The following is a 25574-nucleotide window of genomic DNA, read 5'->3' as shown; positions in this document are numbered from 1 at the left end:
GCATGGCATCGCCGGCGGGGGGTTCGATCTTGATGACCTCCGCCCCCATATCCGCCAGAAGCATCCCGCAAAACGGCCCAGCCGCGATCTGGCAAATCTCGACCACGCGAACGCCGGCCAGCGGAAGTGTACTTGTCATGAATTGTCCTTTCGTCCTTGCAACGCAACCGAAGCGTCCTCGGCTGCTGCCATCACCAGCGGAGCGAGCTCCGCGATTCTGTCGTCGGGCATGCGTTCGGCCGGGCCGGCAATGGACAGCGCCATGCGCACACGTCCGTTCCAGCCGCGGATCGGCGCACCGATGGCACGAACGCCACCGCGCCACTCACCCCGATTGATCGAATGACCCCGGTCGCGGGTGGCCTTCATGTCGGCGGCAAAGGCGTTGTGATCGGTGATCGTTTCCGACCCGAACGCATCCAGTGTCAATGTGCTCCAGCGCTCTTCACCAGCGGGGTCAAAGGCGAGGACGGCCTTGCCGGTGGCCACGCAATGTGCCGGCGCCCTGTCCCCCACGCGCGTGAAGGTCCGCACCGCTTCCGGGCTGTCGAGCCGGTGCAGGTACAGGATCTCGTCCCCGTCGATCAGGCCGAGGATCACGGTTTCCCGGCTGAGATCGCGCAGCCGCTGCATCGCCGGCAGACAGGGCGAGACGCGGTCCGGTTGCTCGGACCGCACCATCGCCACCTCCCAGATCCGCATTGTCGCGGCGTAGCGCGATGTTTCCGCGTCCTGATCGACGTAACCTTCTTCCGACAATGTTTGCAGCAGCCGGTGGGCCGTGGCCTTGCCGATCCCTGTCTCGCGGGACAGATCACCAAGGCTCATTGCGCCCCGCATCGAAAGTGCTTCGACAAGGCGCAGTCCGTTGCGCAGCGTGGAATCACGTCGCGGCGCCGGATCGCTTGTCGTCGTCGCGGTCTGTTTCGACGAAGTCTTTTCTCCGGTCATGTCTCGATCCTCTGGCCTATTGGGTGTCGCGGACGCGTCCCCCAGGCAGTCACAAGGATCAGGACAGCACCGCCAAGGTTCGCCCAGATATGGTAAGGCATGAAGGCCCCTATCGCGCCAACCAACAGCCCGGCATAGGCCCACCAGGTCAGTGGCCCTTCCGCATGGCGCTGCAAGAGGGCGGTGACCGCGTAGATCCCGAAACTGGCAAAGACCGCGACCCGCAGGGCCTCTGCCCCGTCCCCCGATATCAGTGGGGTATAGGCAAAAAGCAGGGGCATGATGTAAAGCCCCTTGGCGATCTTCCAGGAGGTCAGCCCGGTTGCCATCGGCTTCGATCCCGCGATCCCGGCCGCGGTATAGGCGGCAAGGCAGACCGGCGGTGTCACGTTGCTATCCTGGCTCAGCCAGAAGATGATCAGGTGCGCGACAAGAAGGAAGGTCGACAACTGGCCCTGGTCCACAAGCGACGAGCGCAACACCGCGGACACTTCCATGGGCAGGCTGCTTACGACTTCGGCCGCGCGCTCTGCGCCGAGCCCGCTGGGCAAATCCGCCTGTAGCGACGGATCGAAGAGGGCGAGCGTCCCACTCACGGCCGCATCATTGACGCCCGCCGCCAGCGCGTCGATGACGATCCGGTCGGCCAGCAGCCCCGACAGCGCCGGCGCGAGCAGGATTGCGAGGATCACGTAGGCGGCCGTCACCGGCAGCCCCATGCCAAGGATCAGCGAGGCAAGGGCCACCAACGCGATTGCGATGATCAGCGACCCCTGGGACCACTGGATGATCATGAGGCTGAAGGCCCCGCCGACGCCGGAGGTCGTGATCGCGTTGTTCACCAGGCCAATGGCAGTCAACAGCACGGCCGTCATGACCGCGGTCCGCATCCCGAAGATCAGGGCCTGCGCGATACGCTTCGGGGTCATCTTGGTGGGTGTTGCCCAACTGACGACCACCAGCACCGCGATGGCGACCGAGGCCGCGTAGTTCGGCGTACGTCCGGTCATCAAAAGCCAGATCATGACCCCGAGTGGCAGCACGAAGTTCAACGCACCGGCCGCCAGTTTCTTGCGGTCCACGGGGCGCGGCGTTGCGGCCGGGATACCCGATCGCAGGACCTCGATCCGCACGAAACAGGCGACCGACAGAAAATAAAGGATGGCCGGCAGGACCGAAACCGCGACGATCGTGCTGTATGGCAGGCCGGTGTAACTCGCCATGACAAAGGCGCCGGCCCCCATGATCGGCGGCACCAGCTGGCCGCCGGTTGACGAGGCTGCCTCGACCCCGGCGGCAAAGGTCGGCTTGAAACCGTTGGACGTCATCGTCGGGATCGTGATGACCCCGGTGGAGGCCGTATTGGCGACCGCGGAGCCGCTGATCGTGCCAGTCAGTGCCGAAGAGATCACGGCGACGTAGGCGCCACCGCCGCGCAGGCGCGCTGCGACGATCCGGCTCAACTCGATCACGAAATCCGACGCGCCGGAGTAGATCAGGAAACCGCCGAAGATCATGAACAAGGTGATATTGGCCGACGAGATCGTGGTGATGCCGCCGAACATGCCTTCGTCATTGTAGAGCGACCGGAACAGCACGTCGGAGAGCGGCAGGGACGCGGACCGGAACACGCCCGGCAACCAGGCCCCGAGGAAAAGGATATAGGCCAGGGATATCAGGATCAGCGTAGGTATGATCCAGCCCGTAAGCCGCCGGGTCAGGTCCACGGCGGCAAAGATCACCAGCCCGCCGGCGATCCAGTCCATCGGACTGAAGATCCAGCCGGACCCACGCTGGGCCATGGAGTTCACGTACACGCCATCCTCGGCGTAGGCGACCCAGATGGCCGCCCCGAAAATGGCAAACCCGTAGATCACGTCGAGGACCAGTGCCCAGCGACTGTCGCGCAACCGCTGCATGGGGGCCGTCGACAGGGCCGCGATCAGCCCGAAACCGCCGAAGTGCAACGCGTTCTGCCAGATCCCGGCTTCGTTGATGAAAAGGTTCGTGGCGATGTGCCAGAGCGCAAAGGCAATAACCGCCCAACGCATGACATGCGCGGTCCAAGGCCCGTGCCCCAGGCTTTCCGGGTCAAGCCAGCGCCGACGTTTTTCAGACACCTCGCCAGCATCCGAGGGCATAGCGGTCGTCACGGTCGCTGATACCGGGTCGTCGGACGCGGCTTTGATCGGGTCTTTCGGGGCGGGCATGGGCTTCGCTCCTGTTTTGCGATGGCGCGGAGGCAAGGCGACCGGAAATCATCCCGGTCCGCTCTCGCAATGCGCCGGAGGCGGCCAACCGCCCCCGGTCGCGTCCTGCGATCAGTCCTGCATTTCCGGGGGGAGCAGCCGCTCGGGAATATCAAGACCAACCTCCCGGTAATAGCGCACAGCACCCGGGTGCAGCGGCGTCGGCAGGCCGGCAATCGCCACCTCCAGTGACATCGCCTTTGTTGCCGGGTGGATCGACTGCAAGAACGGCAGGTTTTCGTAAAGCGCCTTGGTCAGCTTGTAGACGTGGTCTTCCGACACGTCGTCATTCACCGCAAGAAAGTTCGGCTGGGCGATGGTCTGGATCGCCTCGTCCTGTCCGGGATAGCTGTTGGGCGGGATGGTATAGGCCGTCCAGAGTTCACGCCCGCCATCCATCGCTTCCGCCTCTTCCGGCGTTACGTTCAGGATCGTCACGTCATCGCCGTTGGTGGCAAGTATCTGGGTGATCGCGCCCGCAGGCACGCCGGCCGGGATCGACGCAAATTCGATCTGTCCGTTGGCCATGGCATCAAGTGTCGGGCCATAACCGGAATAGATCATCTGAAAGTCTTCTTCCGCATTCAGCCCCAGACCTTCCATCAAGAGCGTCCCGGAGCCCAGGCTGCCCGAGTTGCGCGCGCCCATGCCCGCGCCGGCGCCCTTGGCGGCGACGATATCCGCGGCCGTGCCGGTATCGACCAGGTCGTTGCGCAGGATGAAGTGCTCGACATTCTGCCACAGCATGGAAACCGAACGGATATCCTCCATCGGTGCGCTCAAAGGCCCGGTGCCGCGCGCCGCGTAATAGCCGAAAAGCCCCTGCAGGATCGAAAAGTCGGCCGTTCCGGACGCCATGGCCTGCAGGTTCGCGCCCGAGCCCGCCGAGTTCACCGCCGTCAGCGAAAAATTCTCCGAAGGCAGCAGCTTGACCTTGCTCAAAGTAGAGATGGCGACCCCCACGGGGTGAAACGTGCCACCCGTCGACGCGGTCTGCATGACATAGTCTTCGGCCTTCGCCGCACCGGTCATCATCACCCCTGCCATCATCAGGGTACAAATTGTTTTTCTCATCAGGACCTCCCTTGTTTCCAACGATGAACGACCTCCTATCGTTCAGCATATGTAAATCTTGTTCATATTATTTAAACCTGACATTGTTGTAAACAAGGTTTCATTCGAAGACGCGCAAATCAGCGCAAGTCGCCGGGCGCGTTCACTTTAATATTGTCGGATAGCTTGCGGGGCCGAAGGAACCGAGCGCACCCCCAAATGCGAGTTCTACGTCTTCTTTAAGCATCCACGCGAGATGCCGTGCACGACAACGAAAATCGTTACACTCTTCATGGTCTCCGCACACGCACATGTGTCGAACATGCCGAAGCCAACTGCTCCGACGCGGAAATCAAAGCTGCAACAGGTCAGAGCGTCGGATGGGCAGCATACGACCGGACACAGGCGAACCAGAGAGCATTGTCGCGTACCGCACGGAAGCGGCGAAAATAGCAATTGCATGTAGGTTAGCCGTCACTAAAACCGCGCCTTGCGAGCAAAGGCGAGCAACAGCTCCACAAATCTTTGGATTCCACCTTGCGGAGAAGGAGCTCGGCGTGCTTTCCTCTTCTGGATGTATGATATCTCTGTTTGCTTGGCGCAGCAATGTGTTCGCCATAGCCCATTAATATAAGTGGTGAATGCCGTGAACGATCACAGAGTTTAACGATGATCGGTGCGGCACGGGGTGAGGTTTAGCAGCATGCCGTGTGTGTGATCGAAGCGGGAGAAAAGATTTGTCGAAGTCAGCGAGCAGGCGCAAACTTTCGTTCCAGATTGTCAGTTCCCTGTTTATCGTGTTCGGCTTAGGCCTACTGGCACTCACTCTCGCTGGGCACAACGCGATCAGGATCGTTGACCAATCTGCTTTGGCCAGGCAACAACGTATGGCTTCCCGCAGCCTCGCTGAGACTGTTGCCAGCATTCCCGAGCAACAGAGAAGCGCCACAGTTTGGGATGACGCTATCCGGAATATCATTGCCCGTGATGAGAAATGGCTCGACTTGAATCTCGGTTCCTGGATGCAGGAATACTTCGGACACCACGAGAGCTACATTCTTGACGAAGAAAACCAGCCCCTCTTCGTTTCTATTTTGGGAGAGATCCGCTCGCCTGAAACCTTTGAAACGCGAGCCGATGCCATTGCTCCGCTTGTGACACAACTACGCGGTACTATGGCGGAGGCGAGCGCAGGGCAGGATGACGCCTACGAGCAATTGGCAGAAGTTGCGGTCGTGCGTCCTATCCGGCTCTCCGGAGAAGTGGCTTTCGTTAGCGTCGTGCCCATCATTTCTGACACGGGAGAGATCCCACAGTTACCCGGCACGGAGTCGCTGCATGTTGCCGTGCGCTACATCGATGAAGTACTTGCTCAGGAAGTCGGCCAGGCAATCGAGCTTGATAGAACCGCGTTTCAATCCGCTCCACCCGACGAGGACATGGCGGGATTTGCGGTAACTGACCCCGCCAAAAACATTCTTTCTTGGCTCGTGTGGAAGCCCCACCAGCCAGGCATGGACCTGTTCCTTAAGATGTTCCCTGCGCTCCTGATGTTTGGATTGGCGAGCGGGGTGGTGCTGATTTGGCTTGTCCTGCGTTTGCTCCGAGTTTCAGGGCAATTAGAGGCCAGAGAGGCGCAAGCTCAGTTGGACATCATAGCCCTGAACGAAGCTAGAGAAAAAGCTGAAGCTGCGGACCGTGCCAAGCTGAACTTCCTGAGTGTCTTGAGCCATGAACTCCGAACGCCTTTGACTGTTATTCTGGGTTTCTCAAGGCTCGGAAAAAACCTGCGCCAGTTGCCCTCTGCAAAGCAACTGGATGAGCGGTTGAAACTGCGTCCGACTGATGTCAGCGACATGCAAGCCAGCTTCGATGAAGTGGTGGGATTTACAACTACCGCGATGGAAAAGATCGACAAATCAGGCGAGCACCTTCTGTTCCTGGTAAACCAGTTGCTCGATTACGCCAAGTTAGAGGCTGGGAGCATGAAGGCCGATCCAAAGGTCTGTGATGTGGAACAGGTTGTTCAGCCCGTGGTGGCACAGATGAGTATTCTGGCCGAACAGAAAGGTCTGAGGCTCGAGACTAGCTTGAGGTCCAGTCTCATCTGGGCGGATGTGACGCGCACACGACAGATTCTCATCAATTTGCTGGGGAATTCCATCAAGTTCACGGATTCCGGGAAAATATCGGTCAGCGTCACTGAAACAGAAAGCCAAGTTCACATCGACGTCTCCGACACCGGTGCCGGGATAGAGCCCGAAGAAATCGATAGGATATTCGAACCGTTTCACCAGATTGATTCATCGTCGACGCGAAGTGTCGAAGGAACCGGGCTGGGTCTCGCCGTCGTGAAAGAACTCGCCGAACTGGAAGGCGGCACCATCAAAGTGCATAGCGAGGTCGGTGTCGGGAGTACGTTTACCCTATCGTTGCCAAGAGAGACGATTGCCAGTTTGGATATGGCGGTTTGACATCAAATCCCTTCGCTTAGCTCGGAATAAATACAAGCTGGCGTTCATTCAACCCGCGGAAGCCGGCGCGTCAGGCGCCGAGATCCAGGCGGTGACCGGAAAGAGCGCGCGGATGGTGGCGTACTACCGGAAGCGGGCGAACAAGCGCGCGCTGTCGAAGGCGGCGCAGGAGCGAAAGAGCTCCAAAGCCAACTTCCGGCCCAAAGCGGCCCTGCGTCAAAACCGCAGAAAATGCGCTTTGCGGTCGTTCGTACATAGAACAGCGAAGGTCGGCTCTCCGCCCATTCTCGCCAAAATGACTGAAGCCAGCGCTCACGATGGACAAGGTCGTTTACTGCAATGCGCAGCGAAATCCAGCGCAAGAACAGAACAAAAACGAAACGTGACTCTGTGAACGCACAGTGTGAACGCGCCAATACCGACCCAGCCAGAAATTCGCTAAGTCATTGGTACCCAAGGCCGGACTCGAACCGGCACGGTATCACTACCGGGGGATTTTGAATCCCCTGCGTCTACCATTCCGCCACTTGGGCACGGACCCAACCTGTACCCAACTCGTCGGGCAAGGACAATAGGCGAACTGGCGCTGGCGTCCGGACGTGCGATTTGCTACCCGAGACCTGCCGATCTTTTGCGATCCGTTGACCAAGGGCCCACAGGAATGACCGCGAAACCGCCGGGAGATATCGCGATATCGGACCGGCTTGACCAGTTGACAGCTCTTGCGGCGGGCGATCGTGTGTCGCTCGGCTGGATTCTGGAACAGCTTCACGAACGCGCTTTCGGACTGTTCCTGCTGATACTCGCCCTGCCCTGTTGCATCCCGTTCCTCTACGGCGTGCCGCAGGTTGTGGCTCTGCCGCTTATGTTCGTCGCCGTCCAGATCGCCATTGGGCGGCGGGTGCCGTGGCTGCCGGGCAATCTGGCCGCCCGACAGGTCACCAGCGACAGTCTGCACAGGCTATCCGGCCGCGCGGGCCCATGGCTGCGCCGAATCGAGGCGGTCAGCAAACCGCGCCTTGCGTTCCTGACCCGCAAGCCGCTGGATCAGGTCGTCGGCCTGGCGCTGGTCCTGTTCAGCGCGTCGATCCTTGTCCCTCTGCCCGCCACCAACACCGTGCCGGGCTTTGCCGTGGTGGTGGTGGCGATGGGCCTGTTGCAGCGTGACGGCATCCTGGTGCTGATCGGCGCCGTGCTGGGCACCGCGTGGATCGCCACGCTGATTTTCGCCGGGGCGACGCTTGTCAGCCTGATCAAGGGATGGCTCGGCCTGTGACGCGGCAAGATGAACGCTTGCACCGCCACACCAACCCGATCTAATTCACCCGTCCCTTATCGTTCGAGGCCAATGTGACACGTAATTCCCTTGTGATCCTTGCCGCCGGCGGCTCGCTGGCCCTTCTGCTGGGGGCGCTGGCGTTCCAACATGTGGGAGGCCTTGCTCCCTGCAAGCTGTGTATCTGGCAGCGCTGGCCTCACGGCGCGGCGATCGCGATCGGGGCGCTGGTGCTGCTGGTCCCGCTGGGCATCGGGGCGGTGCGGCTCCTGCTCGGCGCGGGACTGCTCGCGGCGCTGACCACCGCCGGGATCGGCGGCTATCACACCGGCGTGGAACGCGGCTGGTGGGAAGGCCCTTCCTCGTGCACCGCGGGCAGCACCAGCGGCATGAGCACCGACGAGTTGATGGACCAGATCATGTCCGCGCCGCTGGTGCGCTGCGACGAGGTCCCGTGGGAGATGCTGGGCCTGTCGATGGCCAGCTGGAACATGCTGGCGTCATTGCTCTTCGCGGTTTTCTGGACGATGGCGCTGCGCCGCGCAGTCTAGCCGGCCTGTTTCTTCGTACTCAGCAGCAGGCTGGTCTCGGAGGTCGCGACGCCCTCGAAGCGCCGGATCTCGGCCAGCACGGTATCGAGTTCTTCCAGCGTTTCGGCCCCGATCTCGACAATCAGGTCCCAGCGACCATTGGTGCTGTGCAAGGCCCGCACGGCGGAGAGCCCGCGCAGGCGCCGTTCCACCCGTTCGGTGCCGCGCCCTTCTATCCCTAGCATCATCAGCCCCCGCACCGGGTCACGGACCGTGTCCTGCTTGACCACCACGGTAAAGCCCACGATCTCGCCCGAGGCCTTGAGCCGGTCGATCCGCGACCGCACCGTGGTGCGTGACACACCCAGTGTCATCGCCAGTTCCGACAGCGACGCGCGCGCATCATGGCGCAGCGCCGACAGCAGTTTCTGATCCACCGCATCCATTTCGCAGAACAAAGCCTCCGTTTTGCCTATTTTGCTTTCGTTATGGACAAAATACCTGCTTCAATCCGATCTTTTTAGCAACAACATTCTGGCCAACACCAAAAGGAGCCACGCCATGACCCCGTCGCATTGCATTCTCATCGGTGCCCCCGTGGACAGCGGCAAGGCAAGGCGCGGATGCCTGATGGGCTCCGACGCGCTGCGGGTGGCGGGGATCGAGAAGTCCCTCGCCTCGCTTGGTCATACGGTAGAGGACTGGGGCAACCTGGCCCCTGCCCCGGCCACCGCACCGGCCTCGCTGCCCGGCCACCTCGTCCAGCCTGCGGAAACCATCGGCTGGACCGAGAGCATCGCCGCCTCCGCCAGGAAAGCGATGGAGACCGGCCTGCCCATATTCCTGGGGGGCGACCATGCGCTGTCATTGGGCAGCGTGATCGGCGTGGCCGACCACGCGGCAAGCGTGGATCGGCCCCAGTTCGTTCTGTGGCTCGATTCCCATACCGATTTCCACACGCCCCAAAGCACCGAATCCGGTAATCTGCACGGCACGCCGCTGGGCTATGCCACGGGACGCGAAGGATTTGCCGGGTTTCCGCAGGTCGCCAACCCGGTGCCGTATGAGAACATCTGCTTCCTCGGCCTGCGTTCCGTCGACCCCGATGAGCGCGAATTCCTGCAATCCACGCCCGCCCACCGCCACGACATGCGCAGCATCGACGAACAGGGCATCGCGCGGCCCCTCGCCGCCTTTCTCGACACCGTCGCGGCGGCGAACGGGATGCTGCACGTGTCCTTCGACGTCGATTTCCTCGACCCCGGCATCGCGCCTGCCGTGGGCACCACCGTGCCGGGCGGCGCCACGATCCGCGAGGCGCATCTGGTGATGGAGATGATCTGCGACAGTGGCCTGATGACCTCGCTCGATCTCGTCGAACTCAACCCTTTCCTGGACGAGCGCGGCCGCACCGCGCAGGTGATGGTGGATCTGACCGCCTCGGCCCTCGGCCGCCGAATCTTCGACCGTCCGACCCGCGCCTTCGCCTGATTTCAAAGGAGCCTGACATGCCCATCCTCGCCCCCTCGGACAAAGCCTTCGTTCCGTTCGTCTCTGTCGAGAACATGATGCGCCTCGTGCACCAGATCGGCATCGAGAAGATGCTGGAAGGCCTTGCCGAATACATCGCCGCCGATTTCGCCCGGTGGGAGCTCTTCGACAAGACGCCCCGCGTGGCCAGCCACTCGGACGTGGGCGTGATCGAGCTGATGCCAACCTCGGACGGCGAGGCCTATGGCTTCAAATACGTGAACGGCCACCCCAAGAACACTAAGGACGGCTTGCAGACCGTGACCGCCTTTGGCCTTCTGGCGGATGTCGACACAGGCTATCCCGTCCTGCTGACCGAGATGACGGTGCTGACCGCCCTGCGCACGGCGGCCACCTCTGCGCTGGTGGCCAAGCACCTTGCGCCCAAGGGCGCGGACACCATGGCGATGATCGGCAACGGCGCGCAGTCGGAATTCCAAAGCCTTGCGATGAAGGCCGTCCTTGGCCTCAAGACCGTGCGTCTGTGGGACATCGACAAGGCCGCCACGCGCAAGGCAGCGCGCAACCTCAAGGGGCTGGGCCTGAACGTGGTGGAATGCGACAGCGCCGAGGAAAGCATGGAAGGCGCGCAAATCATCACCACCTGCACGGCGGACAAGCAATATGCCACCATCCTGACCGACAACATGATCGGCGAAGGGGTGCATATCAACGCCATCGGCGGCGACTGTCCCGGCAAGACGGAACTTGCACCGGCGATCCTGACCCGCTCGGACATCTTCGTGGAATATCCCGAGCAGACCCGGATCGAGGGCGAGATCCAGCAGATGGACCCGGACCACCCGGTCACCGAGTTCTGGCAGGTTCTGTCGGGGGCCGCCCCAGGGCGGACCAGCGACCGGCAAATCACGCTTTTCGACAGCGTCGGCTTCGCCATCGAGGATTTCAGCGCCCTGCGCTACATCCGCGACCACATCCCCGGCACGGATTGCTTCCTTGACCTGGATCTGCTGGCCGACCCGGACGACCCGCGCGATCTTTTCGGCATGGTGCAGCGCGCGACGCCCTGACGCCGAGGGCCGATCCGCTCTCGTCTTGGACGGTGAACTTGGCTATCACGTCGCGCGAACACCACAAGGAAAGAGCGTGCCGATGGCCCCACTCACCCGATGGCTCGACCGTCGCCGCAACCCGTGGAAGGCCGCCTTCTACGATGCCTGCCGCATGTGGCGGCGGCAGAACGGCGCGGCGCGGCTTTACCAGTATGGCAATCTTGTTCCGGGCGACGTGGTGTTCAACCTGGGCGCCTCTCGCGGCGAATGGACCGATGCCGTGCTGGACCAGCAGCCCGCCGCGCAGATGCACCTCTTCGAGCCGCATCCCGGCTTTGCCGAGGCGCTGGAGACAAAATTCGCGGGCCGCGACCACGTGCATGTGCACCAGCTGGCCATCGGGTCGACGACCGGCACGATGGAGCTTTCGGATGCGGGCGATGCGTCGTCTTCGGTGGCCGATCATGACCGCGCCTTCCAGGTCAAGACCATGTCGGTGTCGGATTTCTTTGCCCATACGCCGGTGGACCGGATCGCACTGATGAAAGTGAATATCGAGGGCAGCGAATACGACCTGCTGTCCGCACTGATCGAGACCGGCGACATCACCAGGATCGACCGGCTGCAAGTGCAGTTTCACCTGTTCGAACCCGACATGAAGGCGCTGCGCGACGATATCCGCGCCCGGCTGGACAAGACCCATCATTGCGTCTGGTCTTACCCCTTCGTCTGGGAAGAATGGCAGCTACGCCCCTGAGAAACAAAGAAAAACGGGGGGCCGAAGCCCCCCGGGTCTAGTTTCGCCGCTCAGGCTCACTCTTTATGTACCGCCCGGTTTCTGCCTGCGGCCTGAGCTGCGTCAGGGGCGAGCGCACCCGCCCCGGATCAGGATGGGTCAGAGCGATAGTCTGCCCCCACCCTAGTCTTCAGACCCCGCGCGATGTCTCGCGCCGCTGGCCTGTCTCGTCGGGGCGGCCGGCCTAACGCCAAGCCGGGACCGCCCCTGCACATCCCCCAGGGATGTGTGTTCCGTCAGCTACACCCCGACGTCGCGCCGCAGGTGTTGCACTTCATGCAGGTGCCGTTGCGCACCAGCGTGTAGTTGCCGCATTCGCCGCAGGCCTCGCCCTCGTAGCCCTGCATCCGCGCCTTGGTCGCGGCGTTCATGCCCAACGTGCCAGTTGAGACCGCCGTCGTGCTGGTCGTCGCGCTGACAGTCTTGGTCTCGGGCACCAGCGTTTGCAGGGCCGTCTCGGGGTCACCGCTATCCAGCGCCGTGGCCAGCGCGGCCCCGCCGTTCAGCACCACCAGTTCCTGGGGCAGACGCTTGCGCAGGTAGCCGGTCGAGCTGATCTGCTTGAGCACTTCGAGGGATTTCGAGGCAGCTTCGCCCGACATCTCCTTGATATTGCTCACGCCTTCCTCTTCGCCGCGACCGAGGTCGTCAAACGACGCGCCTTCGGGTTTGACGTGTGCGAGGTCCGTACGGTCGAGATAGCTGACCGCCAGTTCGCGGAAGATATAGTCCAGGATCGACGTCGCGTTCTTGATGCTGTCGTTGCCCTGCACCATGCCCGCCGGTTCGAACTTGGTGAAGGTGAAGGCGTCGACGAACTCCTCCAGCGGCACGCCGTATTGCAGGCCGACCGAGACCGCGATGGCGAAGTTGTTCATCATCGCCCGGAAACCCGCGCCTTCCTTGTGCATGTCGATGAAGATCTCGCCAAGCGACCCGTCCTGGTATTCGCCCGTGCGCAGGTACACCTTGTGTCCGCCGACGACCGCTTTCTGGGTATAGCCCTTGCGACGCTCCGGCATCTTCTCGCGGTGCGATTTGACCACTTCCTTGACGATCACCTTCTCGACGATCTTCTCGGCCAGAACGGCGGCCTTTTCCTGTGCCGACCCGCTCTCCAGCACCTCGGCGGCCTCGTCGTCATCCTCGACCAGCGCGGCGGCCAGAGGCTGGCTGAGTTTCGAGCCGTCGCGATAGAGCGCATTGGCCTTCACCCCCATCTGCCAGCTGCGTTCATACGCGGCCTGGCAATCCTCGATGGTGGCGTCGTTGGGCATGTTGATCGTCTTGGAGATCGCGCCCGAGATAAACGACTGCGCCGCCGCCATCATGTCGATGTGGGAGTTCACCGACAGGAAGCGCTTGCCCTTCTTGCCGCACGGGTTGGCGCAGTCGAAGACCACGTAATGTTCTTCCTTGAGGTGCGGTGCGCCTTCCAGCGTCATCGTCCCGCAAACGTGGTCGTTGGCCGCCTCGATGTCCTGCTTGGAATAGCCCAGCGAGGCCAGCAGGTCGAAGGTCGGGTCGTTCAGCTTTTCCGCCGGGATGCCCAGCACGTTGCTGCAGAACTCCTCGCCCAACGTCCACTGGTTGAAGACGAAGCGGATATCGAAGGCACTGCCCAGAGCGGAGTCGACCTTGGCCAGCTCGTTGGCGCCAAAGCCGTGACCGGCCAGCGTGGTGTGGTTGACGCCCGGCGCGTTGCCGATGGTGCCGTGACCCACGGCGTAGGCGACGATCTCTTCGACCTCGGCGCTGCCATAGCCCAGCTTTTCAAGCGCGGCGGGCACCGACTGGTTGATGATCTTGAAGTAGCCGCCACCGGCCAGCTTCTTGAACTTGACCAGCGCGAAGTCGGGCTCGATTCCGGTGGTGTCGCAATCCATCACCAGGCCGATGGTGCCGGTGGGCGCGATCACGGTCGACTGCGCGTTGCGGTAGCCGTGCTTTTCGCCCAGCGTCAGCGCCTCGTCCCAGCTTGCCATCGCCAAATCGGCCAGGCGGCTGTCGGGCACGTTGGCCAGGTCCAGCGGCACGGGTTTCACGGCCAGCTTTTCATAGCCCTCGGTCGCGCCATAGGCGGCGTTGCGGTGGTTGCGCATCACCCGCAGCATATGCGCCTTGTTGCGCTTGTAGCCGGCGAACGGCCCCAGTTCCTTGGCCATCTCGGCCGAGGTGGCATAGGCCACGCCGGTCATGATCGCGGTCAGCGCACCGCAGAGCGCGCGGCCCTCGTCACTGTCATAGCCGTAGCCCATGTTCATCAGCAGGCCGCCGATATTGGCGTAACCCAGGCCCAGCGTGCGGAACTCGTAGCTCAGCTGCGCGATTTCCTGGCTGGGGAACTGCGCCATGGTGACCGAGATCTCCAGCGTCACGGTCCAAAGGCGCGTGGCGTGAACATAGGCTTCCGAATCGAAGGTATTGCCGTCGAAGAATTGCAGCAGGTTCATCGAGGCCAGGTTGCAGGCCGTGTCGTCGAGGAACATGTATTCCGAGCACGGATTCGAGCCGCGGATCGCGCCGTCTTCCGGGCAGGTGTGCCAGGCGTTGACGGTGTCGTGGTACTGGATGCCCGGATCGGCACAGGCCCATGCGGCATGGCCCACCTTCTCCCACAGCTCACGCGCCGGGATTTCCTTGACCACGCTGCCGTCGGTCCGGTTGGTCAGCGGCCACATCGCGTCGTCCTTGACCGCCTGCAGGAAGGCATCGGTCACGCGGATCGAGTTGTTGGAGTTCTGGCCTGAGACGCTGGCGTAGGCTTCCGAGTCCCAGTCGGTGTCGTAGGTCGGGAACTCGATGCTCTCGTAGCCCTGCTTGGCGTAGTCCAGCACCCGCTTGACGTAAGTTTCCGGGATCGCCGACTTTTTCGCGCCGCGAATGGCGGTCTTCAGCTGCTCGTTCTTGCTGGGGTCGACTGCATCCTCGGTGCTGCCGTCCCAGGCGCGGATCGCGCCGAAGATATCATTCAGCTTGGCCTCGTGCATCTTGGAGCCGGCGACGATGGACGCCACCTTCTGTTCCTCGATGACCTTCCAGTTGATGAAATCCTCGATATCGGGGTGGTCGACGTCGCAGATCACCATCTTCGCGGCGCGGCGCGTGGTGCCGCCCGACTTGATCGCGCCCGCCGCGCGGTCGCCGATCTTCAGGAAACCCATCAGGCCGCTGGACTTGCCGCCGCCCGACAGCGGCTCGTTGGCCGCCCGCAGCGACGAGAAGTTCGTGCCGGTTCCCGATCCGTACTTGAACAGGCGGGCCTCGCGCACCCACAGGTCCATGATGCCACCGTCGCCGACAAGGTCGTCCTTGACCGACTGGATGAAGCACGCATGGGGCTGCGGGTGCTCATAGGCGCTGCTCGATTTGGTCAGTTCGCCCGTCTTGAAATCCACGTAGTAGTGGCCCTGGCCGGGGCCGTCGATGCCATAGGCCCAGTGCAGGCCGGTGTTGAACCATTGCGGGCTGTTGGGCGCCGCCATCTGACGCGCCAGCATGAAGCGCATCTCGTCGAAATAGGCGCGGGCGTCTTCCTCGGTGGTGAAATAGCCGCCCTTCCAGCCCCAGTAGGCCCAGGCGCCGGCCAGCCGGTCGAACACCTGCTTGGCGCTGGTTTCGCCGGTTTTCGGCGTGTCGTCGCTGGCGGGAACCGAGCGCCACAGGAACTCGGGCACGTCCTTTTCCTCGACCTTCTTCAACGCGGTCGGAACGCCGGCCTTGCGGAAATATTTCTGGGCAATCACGTCGCTGGCGACCTGGCTCCACTTGGCGGGGACTTCGACCTCGTCCAGCTTGAAGACGGTGGTGCCGTCAGGGTTGCGGATTTCCGAACTCGTGGTGACGAAGTCCAGCTCCGCATAAGCGTCCTGACCTGCCTTGGTAAACTTTCTTTCGATCTTCATTTTGGCTGCCCCATGATCCAGCGTTATTATGACCAGCACGACCTTTCTGGCCGCAAACCCTCGCGTCTCAGTGGACCGGGAGGCAAAACCCATACCTGCCGATGCGCCGCATCCGGTCGCACCTGGCTTTGTCCGGCCCTGCCGGTAGAAGTCTTGGGTTTCTGTCCCTACCCAGATCCGCGCCACTATATCTTGTGGCTTGCTGATCCGCCTGCACAACCTGACGTATGTAGCCACAAACGGTCAACGGATTTTTTACCAAGATGACCTAAAAAATTCAGTTGACCGGCTTATCCACAGCGGCGGTTTTGCGCTCGCCCCGATTCATTTCCGAGCGCGTGTCGACGCCCGCCCAAAAAAGGGGCGAAAAAAGCGCTTTTATCCGTGTGGCTTAGCCGGTTCTGAACAAACGAGTTCGGTATGGGCATGGGCAAGGGACCGACAATCCACCAGATGTGGTGTTCCGGGCACGCAAGAACCCATACATAGTGCGGGCGCGTGTCCCGGCAACACGCTCAACTGTGTTATCCACAGAATCGACCCAAAGGCGAGTGCCCCGCGTGTCATCATCGTCATGTCGGAAAAAATGGTCGGGGCGGCAGGATTCGAACCTACGACCCCCTGTACCCAAAACAGGTGCGCTACCAGACTGCGCCACGCCCCGGACCGTGCCGCCCGTTTAGAGGGCTTTGCATCGAATGGAAAGCCCCTTTGCGACGCGCCCGAAAACTAGGCGACATGTCATCCCGGGCGCACGTAGACCTATTCGGCGTCGCAGGGCCAGGCCGCATTGTCTCCGATCACCGGATGACGCAATTCGCTGCCCTCGGAAATGCCCATCTGCCGGGCCAGCCCGCCATTGATCTCCAGCACGTACTGGATGGCATCGCCACCATAGATCAGCGACTCGTCCAGCGGCTGGGCCTCGTGATGCACCTTTTGCACCGTGCCGGCCTGATCGAGAAAGATCATGTCGAGCGGAATGAGCGTGTTGCGCATCCAGAACCGCACCGGGCGCGGGGCCGGATAAGCGAAAAGCATCCCCGCCGAGCGCGCCATGCTTTCGCGGTTCATCAGGCCCTGCGCCCGTTCGGCATTGTCGTCGGCCAGTTCCACGGTAAAGCTGGCCGAGCCCCAGTCGCCGCGCAGGTCGACCTTGTCTTCGCGGCAGGCACCCATCGCCGCGCCCGCCATCAATACCAGCGCCGCCGCGCCTGTCAGGAGTCTTTGGATTCCTTGACCGCCATTTCCCATCCACACACCTCCGTGGCCATCCGGCCGCGTTTCCCTTCAATCACACGAATGGCAAGCGCCTCGCCCGGCTGCAAGTCCGCAAGGCCCGACCGGCGCAACACTTCTATGTGAACGAAGACATCCTCGTCGCGTCCGAAGGTGTTGGCAAATCCGAACCCCTTGCCCTTGTCGAACCACTTCACCCGCGCCGGTTCCAGCGGGGCGGATCGGATCACCTCGGGGTCGACGCCTTCCAGGTCGGCAAGCCCGGTGGAGTCGGCATCCTCGGGCGGCTCGATCTGCAGCACCTCGACGGCCTGAACGCCACGCTCGGTTTCCTGCACGGTCAGCAGGATGCCCGCCCGGTCGGCGACCGAGCTTTGGCCGAAGTTCCGCAGCACATTGGCATGCAACAGGATATCCGGGCCGCCTTCGTCTGCCACGACGAAGCCGAACCCCTTGACGGGATCGAACCATTTCACATGGCCATGCAATTGCCTGGTGCCGTCTGCCGAATTTTCCACGTTCACTGTCCGGTTGCGCCTTCTTTTCAGGCTGTTCACGAATATTGCGCCGAAGTGCGCAGCGTATTCAAGAGAATCACATAGCGATCAAAGGTTTGCACGCTTGCGCTTTGTTCACCCTACGGGCTGAGTCGTGTAATTTCCCAAGCGTTTTCAAGTGCTTCGCGGCGCCAGACGAACCGATCATGCAAACGGAACGCGCCATCCGCCCAAAATTCGATTTCAACCGGAGCGATACGGAACCCGCCCCAAAACTCGGGACGCGGTGGATTCGGCCCCTTGGCGGCAGTCACGCGAGCGACCTCGGCCATCAAATCCGTACGAGATTCCAAGGGCTGCGATTGTCTCGATGCCCAGGCCCCCAGCCGGCTTTTCAGCGAGCGCGACGCGAAATAGGCGTCGGCCTCGGGCCCGTCCTCTCGGGTCACCGTGCCACGCACCCGGATCTGGCGGCGGAGCGATTTCCAGTGCAGCACCAGCGCGACTTTGCCGCTGGCCGCGATCTCGGACCCCTTGGCGCTTTCGTAATTGGTGTAGAAGACGAAACTGTCCGCACCGATGCTTTTCAGCAAGACCATGCGTACGTTGGGCAGGCCGTCGGGGTCCACCGTCGCCAGTGCCATGGCATTGGGATCGTTGATTTCCGCGGCTTCCGCCTCGGCCAGCCACGCGCGGGCGATCTCGAACGGATCGTCGCCCGCGAATTTTCCGGTTCTGTCAGCCATTCAGTCCTTCCCGTCTTGTCCCAGCCCGCGCTAGACCGCGCCGCACGATTGCGCAAGTGCAACCTGACCCGCCCGCCACGCTCCGGCGCCCGCATGCCGTCGCATCCGGTCTTTGGCTTGATGCACCTTTGGCAATCGCCTAAAGCAGTCAGACAAGCGAAGTGGGCCGAGGGCACTGAATGTCAAATCAACTGATGGCGGGCAAGCGAGGGCTGATCATGGGATTGGCCAATGACAAATCCATTGCATGGGGAATCGCCAAGGCCTGCGCCGACGCCGGTGCCGAACTGGCCTTCTCCTACCAGGGCGAGGCGCTATTGAAACGCGTGGCGCCGCTGGCCGAAGAGCTGGGCAGCGACACCGTCCTGCCCTGCGACGTCGCCGACATGGCCTCGATCGGGGCGCTGTTCGACGAGCTGGAAAAGAAATGGGGCAAGATCGACTTCCTTGTCCACGCCATCGGCTTTTCCGACAAGAACGAGCTGCGCGGCCGTTACGTGGACACCAGCCGCGAGAATTTCATCAAGACGATGGACATCTCGGTCTATTCCTTCACCGCCGTGGCCCACCGCGCCGAGAAACTCATGACCGACGGCGGCTCGATGCTGACGCTGACCTATTACGGTGCCGAGCAGGTAATGCCCCATTACAACGTCATGGGCGTCGCAAAGGCCGCGCTGGAGGCGTCGGTGAAATACCTGGCCGAGGATCTGGGCCGCGACGGTATCCGCGTGAACGCCATCTCCGCCGGCCCGATCCGCACGCTGGCCGCCAGCGGCATCGGCGATTTCCGCTATATCCTGAAGTGGAACGAACTGAACTCGCCCCTGCGCCGCAACGTGACGATCGAGGACGTGGGCAAATCGGCGCTCTATCTTCTCAGCGATCTGGGCAGCGGCACCACGGGCGAGAACCTGCACGTTGACGCGGGCTATCACATCGTGGGCATGAAGGCCGTCGACGCGCCGGATATCGACAAGAGCTGAGCCTTACCCGTTGCGCCGCCGCACCAGTTCGCGGCGCAACCCCTCTTCGCCACGGGCCATGGCCCATCTGTGGTTGGCGATGAAAACCGGCCAGAGGATCGGCGCCATGATCCGCATCCAGGGCCGCTCCACACCCACTGTCCAGACATAGCGGGCCACGGCGACGTCACCCTCCTGCGCGAAGGCCCAGACGCCCTGCCCTTCGAGGTCGCCGCGGGCGCGGATCGTCCAGCCGTCATCCTGCACCGAGATCACCTCGCCGCGCCAGCGCAGCGTGTAGGGCAGCTTGCCCCGGCTGTGAAACGCCACCACGCGCCCCACGCCGTTTTCGTCGCCGTCTTTCAGGGTCTCCACGCTCAGGTAGACGTCGCCCCACCAGTCGGTCAGCGCCTCGGCGTCGCCCAGCACATTGACCACCTCCTCGACCGTGCCGGGCAGGCGCCATTCGGAGACAAGCGTGCGCGAGGCCATTTGCAGCATTCCTTTCGCGGCGCAGGGTACACCGCCCCGGCCCGCGCGCAAAACCCGGCTTTCGCTTTGCGCGGTGTTGCGCTAGACGAATAAGGCAAAGGAGACCGCTTGAGATGACCGACCGCCTGCCCCACGAAAAAGGCTTCCACGTCAGCTGGGATCAACTGCACCGCGACGCACGAGCGCTGGCCTGGCGGTTGCAGGACGAGGCGCCTGCCGATGCCGACTGGAAGGCCGTGGTGGCCATCACCCGCGGCGGCATGGCGCCCGCGATGATCGTGGCGCGGGAACTGGACATTCGCGCGGTCGATACGATCAGCGTGAAATCCTACAGCCACCAGACGCAAGGCAAGCCGCAGATCCTGAAATCCCCCGACCCAGACCTCGTGGGCGATGGGACCGGCGTGCTGATCGTCGATGACCTCGTGGACACCGGCAAGACGCTGGAAGTGGTCCGCGCCGCCCTGCCAAAGGCGCATGTGGCCACCGTCTATGCCAAACCGCAGGGGCGCGAGCTGGTCCATACCTTCGTCACCGAGGTCAGCCAGGACACCTGGATCTTCTTCCCCTGGGACATGGCCCTGCAATATGTCGAACCCTATCGCGGGGCCTGAGGACACATCATGACAAGCCGCACCGAGACGACCTTTTCGCCCCCGGTGATGGAGGCGCGGCGCTGGCTGGAGGGCGTCACCTTCCCGCCCGAACGCCCGCTGATCAACGTCAGCCAGGCCGCCCCGGTGGACCCGCCGCCCGACCAGCTGCGCCAGGTCATTGCCGAGGCCGCGCTGAACGAGCCGCAGGCGCATCTTTACGGCCCTGTTCTGGGCCGTCCGGATCTGCGCGAGGAAGTGGCCCGGCAGTGGTGCGGCGCCTATGGCGGCGCTATCGCGGCAGACCAGGTCGCCATCACCTCGGGCTGCAACCAGGCCTTTGCCGCCACGATTGCCGGGCTGTGCACCGAGGGCGACGAGGTCATCCTGCCCACCCCGTGGTACTTCAATCACAAGATGTGGCTCGACATGCAGGGCGTCACCTCCGTGCCCCTGCCCACCGACGACGCACTGCTGCCTGACCCCGAGCGGGCCGAGGCCCTGATCACGCCGCGCACGCGGGCCATCTCGCTGGTCACACCGAACAACCCCGGCGGCGTGGAATATCCCGCCGAACTGGTGCGGGCGTTCTTCGATCTGGCCCGCCGTCACGGCATCGCGCTCATCGTGGATGAGACCTACCGCGATTTCGACGCCCGCAGTGGCGCGCCGCATGACCTCTTCACCGACCCCTCATGGGACGACACGCTCATTCAGCTTTACTCCTTCTCCAAGGCCTACCGCCTGACCGGTCACCGCGTGGGTGCCATGGTCGCCAGCCGCACGCGTCTGGCCGAGGCCGAGAAGTTCCTCGACACCGTCACCATCTGCCCCAACCAGCTTGGCCAGATCGCCGCCCTTTGGGGGATGCAGAACCTCAGCCAATGGCTGGCCGGCGAACGCGACGAGATCCTCGACCGCCGCGCCGCCATTTCGGACAACATGGCCAAGATCGACGGCGCGGGCTGGAAACTGATGGGCTGTGGGGCGTATTTCGCCTATCTCCGCCATCCCTTCGCCATGCCGTCCGATGAACTGGCGCAGAAACTGGTGGCCGAGGCCGGCATCCTGCTGTTGCCCGGCACCATGTTCCAGCCCTCCGGTGACGCGCAGGGCAAGCGCGAACTGCGCGTGGCCTTCGCCAACGTGAACCGCGCCGAGATCGGCACGCTCTTCGACCGGCTGGCGGGTCTCGACTGGCCCCTTGCTCCTCGCTGAAACCGGCCTTAGACAGGCCTGAACGCAAGAGCAGCCCCGGGGGAGGCCAAATGGCAGCCAAAAGCATCACGAAACCGCTTGTCTGGATCTTGATGGGTCTTCTGATCCTCGGTCTCGGCGGCTTCGGCGTCACCAGCCTGTCGGGCACCCTGCGCACGGTCGGCACCGTGGGCGAGGCCGAGATCTCGGTCCAGGACTATTTCCAGGGCCTTCAGAACGAGATCCGCGCCGCCGAGGCCGACAGCGGTGAAAGCATCAGCTTTGCCAAGGCCCAGCAGAGGAACATCCCCGAGCGGGTCATGGGCCAGCTGACCGTGCAGGGCGCGCTGGACCATGAAACCATCGTCAACAACATCTCGGTTGGTGACGCCAATCTGGCCGATCAGATCACCTCGATGCAGCAGTTCACCGGCCCCGGCGGCGAATTCGACCGCGAGGCTTACCGCTTTGCCCTCGACCGGCTGGGCATGAACGAATCCGAGTTCGAGGACGACATCCGCCGCGAGATCGCCCGCAGCTTCGTGCAGGCCGCCGTGCTGTCGGGCGTCACAATGCCCGAAATCTATACCGACACCATGCTGCAATATCTGGGCGAACAGCGCGGCATCGAATGGGCCATCCTCGGGCGCGAGGATCTGGAGGTCGGCCTGCCCGAGCCGGACGACGCGGACCTTGCCGCCTTCCATTCCGAGAACGAGGCGATGTTCACCCGCCCCGAGGTCAAGCGCATCACCTATGCGTGGCTGACGCCCGAAATGATCCTCGACACGGTCGAAGTCGACGAGCAGGCCCTGCGCGACGCCTACGAGGCACGGCGCGACGAGTTCGTACAACCCGAACGCCGGCTGGTCGAACGGCTGGTCTTTTCCGACACCGAAGCCGCCGAGGCCGCGATGGCCCGGCTGGACGAAGGCGAGGCCAGCTTCGAGGACCTGGTGGCCGAACGCGGGCTGGAGCTGGCCGATACCGACATGGGCACCGTCGAGGCCGCCGACCTGGGCGAGGCCGCCGAAACCGTTTTCGAGGCCGCCCCGTCCGAAGTGGTCGGCCCCCTTCCCAGCAGCATCGGCCCCGCGCTGTTTCGCGTGAACGCGGTGCTGCAGGCACAGGAAACCACCTTCGAAGAGGCCGAGCCGGAACTGCGCGACATCATCGCCGCCGACCGCGCCCGCCGCGTGGTCGAGGGCCGCGTCGACGCCGTTGATGACCTTCTGGCGGGCGGCGCCACCATCGAGGATCTGGGCGCCGAGACCGCCATGCGCGTGGCCAGCATCGACTGGCATCCCGGCATGTCCGAGGATATCGCCGCCTACGAGGGTTTTCGCGCCGCTGCGGCCAACCTGAGCGAGGACGATTATCCGGAGGTGATCGAACTGGAGGATGGCGGCATCTTCGCCATGCGTCTTGACGAGGTCGTTCCCCCCACCCTGCAACCGCTCGAGGAGGTCCGCGACGCCGTCAACGCCGCGTGGACCGAGACCAAGATCAACGAGCTTCTGCGCGAACAGGTGGCTGGCAAAGTCGGTCGACTCGCCGCCGGCGAAAGCTTCGAGGAGGTCGAACTGACCGTTGACGGCAGCGAGGAAGTGACCCGCCGCGGCTTCATCGAGGAAGCGCCGCAGGAGTTCATCGAGACCGTCTTCGGCATGGAAGTGGGCGATGTCGAGGTGATCAACGGCAATGGTCGCATCTTCGTACTGAAGCTGAACACGGTTCAGGACCCCGATCCCGAGGATGGCGACCTGCAACAGATCGACCAGTTCCTCCGCAACGAAACCGCGGGCGGCCTGTCACAGGACCTGTTCCAGGTGCTGGCCAATGACATCCGCACCCGTGCGGGCGTCAATTTCGATCAGGGTGCGCTGAACGCCGTGCACAACAACTTCCAGTAAGGGCGCCTGCGTTGGACCTCACCCCGACATTCGAGGATTTTGCCAAGGGCTACGAGGCCGGGCAGAACCAGGTCGTCTATGCCCGGTTGGCCGCCGACCTCGACACGCCCGTGTCCCTGATGCTGAAGCTGACGGGCGCGGCCCGCGATGCGTTTTTGCTGGAATCTGTCACGGGCGGCGAGGTGCGCGGTCGCTACTCCATGATCGGGATGAAGCCCGACCTGATCTGGCAATGCCACGGGCAGACCAGCCGCATCAACCGGCAGGCCCGCTTCGACGGCGACGCGTTCGAGGCGCTGGACGGCTCGCCGCTCGACACGCTGCGGGCGCTGATCTCCGAGAGCCGGATCGACCTGCCGGGCGACCTGCCCGCCGCCAGCGCGGGCCTTTTCGGCTACCTTGGCTACGACATGATCCGGCTGGTGGAACACCTACCCGACGTGAACCCCGACCCGCTGGGCCTGCCCGACGCGGTGATGATCCGCCCCTCGGTCGTGGCCGTGCTGGACGGGGTGAAGGGCGAGGTGATCGTCGTGGCCCCCGCCTGGGTCAGCGACGGTCAAAGCCCCCGTGCGGCCTATGCCCAGGCCGCCGAACGGGTGATGGACGCGGTGCGCGACCTCGAACGCGCCTTGCCCCAGCAGGCCCGCGACCTGGGCGATGCGCACGAGGTGGGCGAGCCGGTCAGCAACTTCACCCGCGACGGCTACAAGGCCGCGGTGGAACAGGCCAAGGAATACATCCGCGCGGGCGATATCTTTCAGGTCGTGCCCAGCCAGCGCTGGACGCAGGACTTTCCGCAGCCGCCCTTCGCGCTTTACCGCAGCCTGCGGCGCACCAACCCGTCGCCTTTCATGTTCTATTTCAACTTCGGCGGTTTCCAGGTGGTGGGCGCCAGCCCCGAAATCCTCGTGCGGGTCATGGACGGCGAGGTCACGATCCGCCCCATCGCGGGCACCCGCCCCCGCGGTGCCACCCCCGAAGAGGACCGCGCCAACGAGGCCGACCTGCTGGGCGATCAAAAAGAGCTTGCCGAGCACCTGATGCTGCTGGACTTGGGCCGCAACGACGTGGGCCGCGTGGCGAAAATCGGCACGGTGCGCCCCACCGAGGAATTCATCATCGAGCGCTACAGCCACGTGATGCACATCGTGTCGAACGTGGTGGGTGAGCTTTCCGACGAACACGACGCCCTCTCGGCCCTTCTGGCCGGCTTGCCCGCCGGCACGGTCAGTGGTGCCCCCAAGGTCCGCGCGATGGAAATCATCGACGAACTGGAGCCCGAAAAGCGCGGCGTCTATGGCGGCGGCGTCGGCTATTTCAGCTGCACCGGCGACATGGATGTCTGCATCGCCCTGCGCACGGCTGTGGTGAAGGACGGCAAACTTTACATCCAGGCGGGCGGCGGCGTGGTCTATGACAGCGACGCCGAGGCCGAGTACATGGAAACCGTCCACAAATCCAACGCCATCCGCCGCGCCGCCGCCGATGCCACGCGCTTCACCGGCGACGGCAACACGTAGGGTGGGGCTCCACCCCACCATCGCGGCGCCTTGCGCGCACCTCCACCGCCCCGCATGCTGATCCTCTTCAACAAACCCCACGGCGTCTTGTCGCAATTCACCGACAAGGGCACCGAGGGCAGTCCCCGCCCGACGCTCTCGGCCTATATCGACATCCCCGGCATCTATCCCGCCGGGCGTCTGGACCGCGACAGCGAGGGGCTCTTGCTGCTGACGGATGACGGCAAGCTGCAGGCGCGCCTGTCGAACCCGAAGTTCAAGACCGAGAAAACCTATCTGGTGCAGGTCGAGGGCGACCCCGATGCCGCCGCGCTCGACGCGCTGACACGCGGCGTCACCTTGAAGGACGGCCCGACACGTCCCGCAAAAGTCCGCCGCATCGCCCCGCCCGACATCTGGGAGCGTGACCCGCCGGTGCGGTTCCGCAAATCGGTGCCGGATTGCTGGCTGGAGATCACCATCTCGGAAGGCCGCAACCGGCAGGTCCGTCGCATGACGGCCCATGTTGGCCACCCCACCCTGCGGCTGGTGCGCTGGCGGGTGGGCGACTTCACGCTGGACGGGATAGAGCCCGGCACGTGGCGCCACGCCTGAGCCGGGCGGCAGGGCTTGCGTCGGTCATCCGTCGCGTC

23 protein-coding genes and 2 tRNA genes are annotated in these 25574 nt (G+C 63.3%); 13 read left to right on the top strand and 12 right to left on the bottom strand.

Annotated features, from left to right (window positions below; all coding sequences use genetic code 11):
- The 4 genes from C2I35_RS17190 to C2I35_RS17175 form a co-directional block, all read right to left on the bottom strand.
- The coding region (locus C2I35_RS17190; RefSeq protein ID WP_211286170.1) for a CoA transferase at positions 1-139 on the bottom strand (139 nt) is incomplete at its 3' end.
- Positions 136-951 (bottom strand): IclR family transcriptional regulator, encoded by an 816-nt coding sequence (locus C2I35_RS17185; protein WP_103764265.1) that lies wholly within the window; start codon positions 949-951, stop codon positions 136-138. The genes C2I35_RS17185 and C2I35_RS17190, both read right to left, overlap by 4 nt.
- Positions 948-3161, bottom strand: a complete 2214-nt coding sequence (locus tag C2I35_RS17180) for a TRAP transporter permease (RefSeq protein WP_245890529.1) — start codon at positions 3159-3161, stop codon at positions 948-950. The genes C2I35_RS17185 and C2I35_RS17180 overlap by 4 nt, the downstream gene beginning before the upstream one ends.
- Before the next feature lie 111 nt (positions 3162-3272).
- Positions 3273-4274 (bottom strand): TAXI family TRAP transporter solute-binding subunit, encoded by a 1002-nt coding sequence (locus C2I35_RS17175; RefSeq protein ID WP_103764264.1) that lies wholly within the window; start codon positions 4272-4274, stop codon positions 3273-3275.
- A 716-nt stretch (positions 4275-4990) separates the two neighbouring features.
- Between C2I35_RS17175 and C2I35_RS17170 the strand changes: the two genes are divergently transcribed.
- Together C2I35_RS17170 and C2I35_RS21945 are read left to right on the top strand one after the other, a co-directional pair.
- Complete coding sequence (locus C2I35_RS17170) at positions 4991-6727, top strand: sensor histidine kinase (RefSeq protein ID WP_245890528.1); 1737 nt, start codon at positions 4991-4993, stop codon at positions 6725-6727.
- Complete coding sequence (locus tag C2I35_RS21945; RefSeq protein WP_146050060.1) at positions 6702-7121, top strand: hypothetical protein; 420 nt, start codon at positions 6702-6704, stop codon at positions 7119-7121. The genes C2I35_RS17170 and C2I35_RS21945 overlap by 26 nt, the downstream gene beginning before the upstream one ends.
- Before the next feature lie 53 nt (positions 7122-7174).
- On the opposite strand, the gene C2I35_RS17165 is transcribed toward C2I35_RS21945, so the two are convergent.
- Positions 7175-7260 (bottom strand) — tRNA-Leu (locus C2I35_RS17165).
- Positions 7261-7388: 128 nt separating this feature from the next.
- On the opposite strand from C2I35_RS17165, the gene C2I35_RS17160 reads away from it, so the two are divergent.
- Together C2I35_RS17160 and C2I35_RS17155 are read left to right on the top strand one after the other, a co-directional pair.
- Positions 7389-8003, top strand: a complete 615-nt coding sequence (locus tag C2I35_RS17160) for an exopolysaccharide biosynthesis protein (RefSeq protein ID WP_103764263.1) — start codon at positions 7389-7391, stop codon at positions 8001-8003.
- A 74-nt stretch (positions 8004-8077) separates the two neighbouring features.
- Positions 8078-8554, top strand: coding sequence for a disulfide bond formation protein B (locus tag C2I35_RS17155; RefSeq protein ID WP_103764262.1), 477 nt, complete (start codon positions 8078-8080; stop codon positions 8552-8554).
- Here C2I35_RS17155 and C2I35_RS17150 read toward each other — a convergent pair.
- Positions 8551-8979 (bottom strand): Lrp/AsnC family transcriptional regulator, encoded by a 429-nt coding sequence (locus C2I35_RS17150; RefSeq protein ID WP_103764261.1) that lies wholly within the window; start codon positions 8977-8979, stop codon positions 8551-8553. The genes C2I35_RS17155 and C2I35_RS17150 overlap by 4 nt on opposite strands.
- Positions 8980-9094: 115 nt before the next feature.
- On the opposite strand from C2I35_RS17150, the gene rocF reads away from it, so the two are divergent.
- From rocF to C2I35_RS17135, 3 genes are all read left to right on the top strand, one after another.
- Positions 9095-10024, top strand: coding sequence for an arginase (gene rocF, locus C2I35_RS17145; protein WP_103764293.1), 930 nt, complete (start codon positions 9095-9097; stop codon positions 10022-10024).
- Positions 10025-10041: 17 nt separating this feature from the next.
- A complete protein-coding gene (locus tag C2I35_RS17140) occupies positions 10042-11094 on the top strand; it encodes an ornithine cyclodeaminase (protein ID WP_245890527.1) in 1053 nt (350 codons plus the stop codon).
- A gap of 82 nt (positions 11095-11176) precedes the next feature.
- Positions 11177-11833: an FkbM family methyltransferase gene (locus C2I35_RS17135; RefSeq protein WP_103764291.1), complete on the top strand. Its 657-nt coding sequence runs from the start codon at positions 11177-11179 to the stop codon at positions 11831-11833.
- A gap of 275 nt (positions 11834-12108) precedes the next feature.
- Here C2I35_RS17135 and C2I35_RS17130 read toward each other — a convergent pair whose 3' ends face one another.
- From C2I35_RS17130 to pdxH, 5 genes are all read right to left on the bottom strand, one after another.
- On the bottom strand, positions 12109-15777 hold the full coding sequence (locus tag C2I35_RS17130; RefSeq protein ID WP_103764260.1) for a vitamin B12-dependent ribonucleotide reductase: 3669 nt from the start codon (positions 15775-15777) through the stop codon (positions 12109-12111).
- A 587-nt stretch (positions 15778-16364) separates the two neighbouring features.
- Positions 16365-16441 (bottom strand) — tRNA-Pro (locus tag C2I35_RS17125).
- Positions 16442-16539: 98 nt separating this feature from the next.
- A complete protein-coding gene (locus C2I35_RS17120; RefSeq protein ID WP_170067247.1) occupies positions 16540-17031 on the bottom strand; it encodes a DUF192 domain-containing protein in 492 nt (163 codons plus the stop codon).
- Positions 16995-17534: a cold-shock protein gene (locus C2I35_RS17115; RefSeq protein WP_103764290.1), complete on the bottom strand. Its 540-nt coding sequence runs from the start codon at positions 17532-17534 to the stop codon at positions 16995-16997. Before C2I35_RS17115 ends, C2I35_RS17120 begins: the two co-directional genes overlap by 37 nt.
- Before the next feature lie 119 nt (positions 17535-17653).
- Positions 17654-18259 (bottom strand): pyridoxamine 5'-phosphate oxidase, encoded by a 606-nt coding sequence (pdxH, locus tag C2I35_RS17110; protein ID WP_103764258.1) that lies wholly within the window; start codon positions 18257-18259, stop codon positions 17654-17656.
- 179 nt (positions 18260-18438) lie between these two features.
- On the opposite strand from pdxH, the gene fabI reads away from it, so the two are divergent.
- Positions 18439-19245 (top strand): enoyl-ACP reductase FabI, encoded by an 807-nt coding sequence (fabI, locus tag C2I35_RS17105; RefSeq protein WP_103764257.1) that lies wholly within the window; start codon positions 18439-18441, stop codon positions 19243-19245.
- A gap of 3 nt (positions 19246-19248) precedes the next feature.
- Here the strand turns inward: fabI and C2I35_RS17100 are convergent, their stop codons facing one another.
- Complete coding sequence (locus C2I35_RS17100) at positions 19249-19716, bottom strand: SRPBCC family protein (RefSeq protein WP_103764256.1); 468 nt, start codon at positions 19714-19716, stop codon at positions 19249-19251.
- Between the two features lie 113 nt (positions 19717-19829).
- Here C2I35_RS17100 and gpt point away from each other — a divergent pair, with 113 nt between their 5' ends.
- The 5 genes from gpt to C2I35_RS17075 are packed head-to-tail and all read left to right on the top strand — an operon-like array spanning position 19830 to position 25536.
- Positions 19830-20330 (top strand): xanthine phosphoribosyltransferase, encoded by a 501-nt coding sequence (gene gpt, locus C2I35_RS17095; RefSeq protein WP_103764255.1) that lies wholly within the window; start codon positions 19830-19832, stop codon positions 20328-20330.
- A gap of 9 nt (positions 20331-20339) precedes the next feature.
- Positions 20340-21527 (top strand): aminotransferase, encoded by a 1188-nt coding sequence (locus C2I35_RS17090; RefSeq protein ID WP_103764254.1) that lies wholly within the window; start codon positions 20340-20342, stop codon positions 21525-21527.
- A 50-nt stretch (positions 21528-21577) separates the two neighbouring features.
- Positions 21578-23419: a peptidyl-prolyl cis-trans isomerase gene (locus C2I35_RS17085; RefSeq protein ID WP_103764253.1), complete on the top strand. Its 1842-nt coding sequence runs from the start codon at positions 21578-21580 to the stop codon at positions 23417-23419.
- An 11-nt stretch (positions 23420-23430) separates the two neighbouring features.
- On the top strand, positions 23431-24942 hold the full coding sequence (trpE, locus tag C2I35_RS17080) for an anthranilate synthase component I (protein ID WP_103764252.1): 1512 nt from the start codon (positions 23431-23433) through the stop codon (positions 24940-24942).
- Between the two features lie 54 nt (positions 24943-24996).
- Entirely contained in the window at positions 24997-25536 is a 540-nt protein-coding gene (locus C2I35_RS17075; protein WP_103764251.1) for a pseudouridine synthase, read from the top strand.
- Positions 25537-25574 lie beyond the last annotated feature (38 nt).

The sequence above is a fragment of the Roseovarius confluentis genome (assembly GCF_002917925.1).
Classification (GTDB): Bacteria; Pseudomonadota; Alphaproteobacteria; order Rhodobacterales; family Rhodobacteraceae; genus Roseovarius; species Roseovarius confluentis.
The sequence above is the reverse complement of the archived record's forward strand: the minus strand, read 5'-3'. Positions and strand labels throughout refer to the sequence as shown.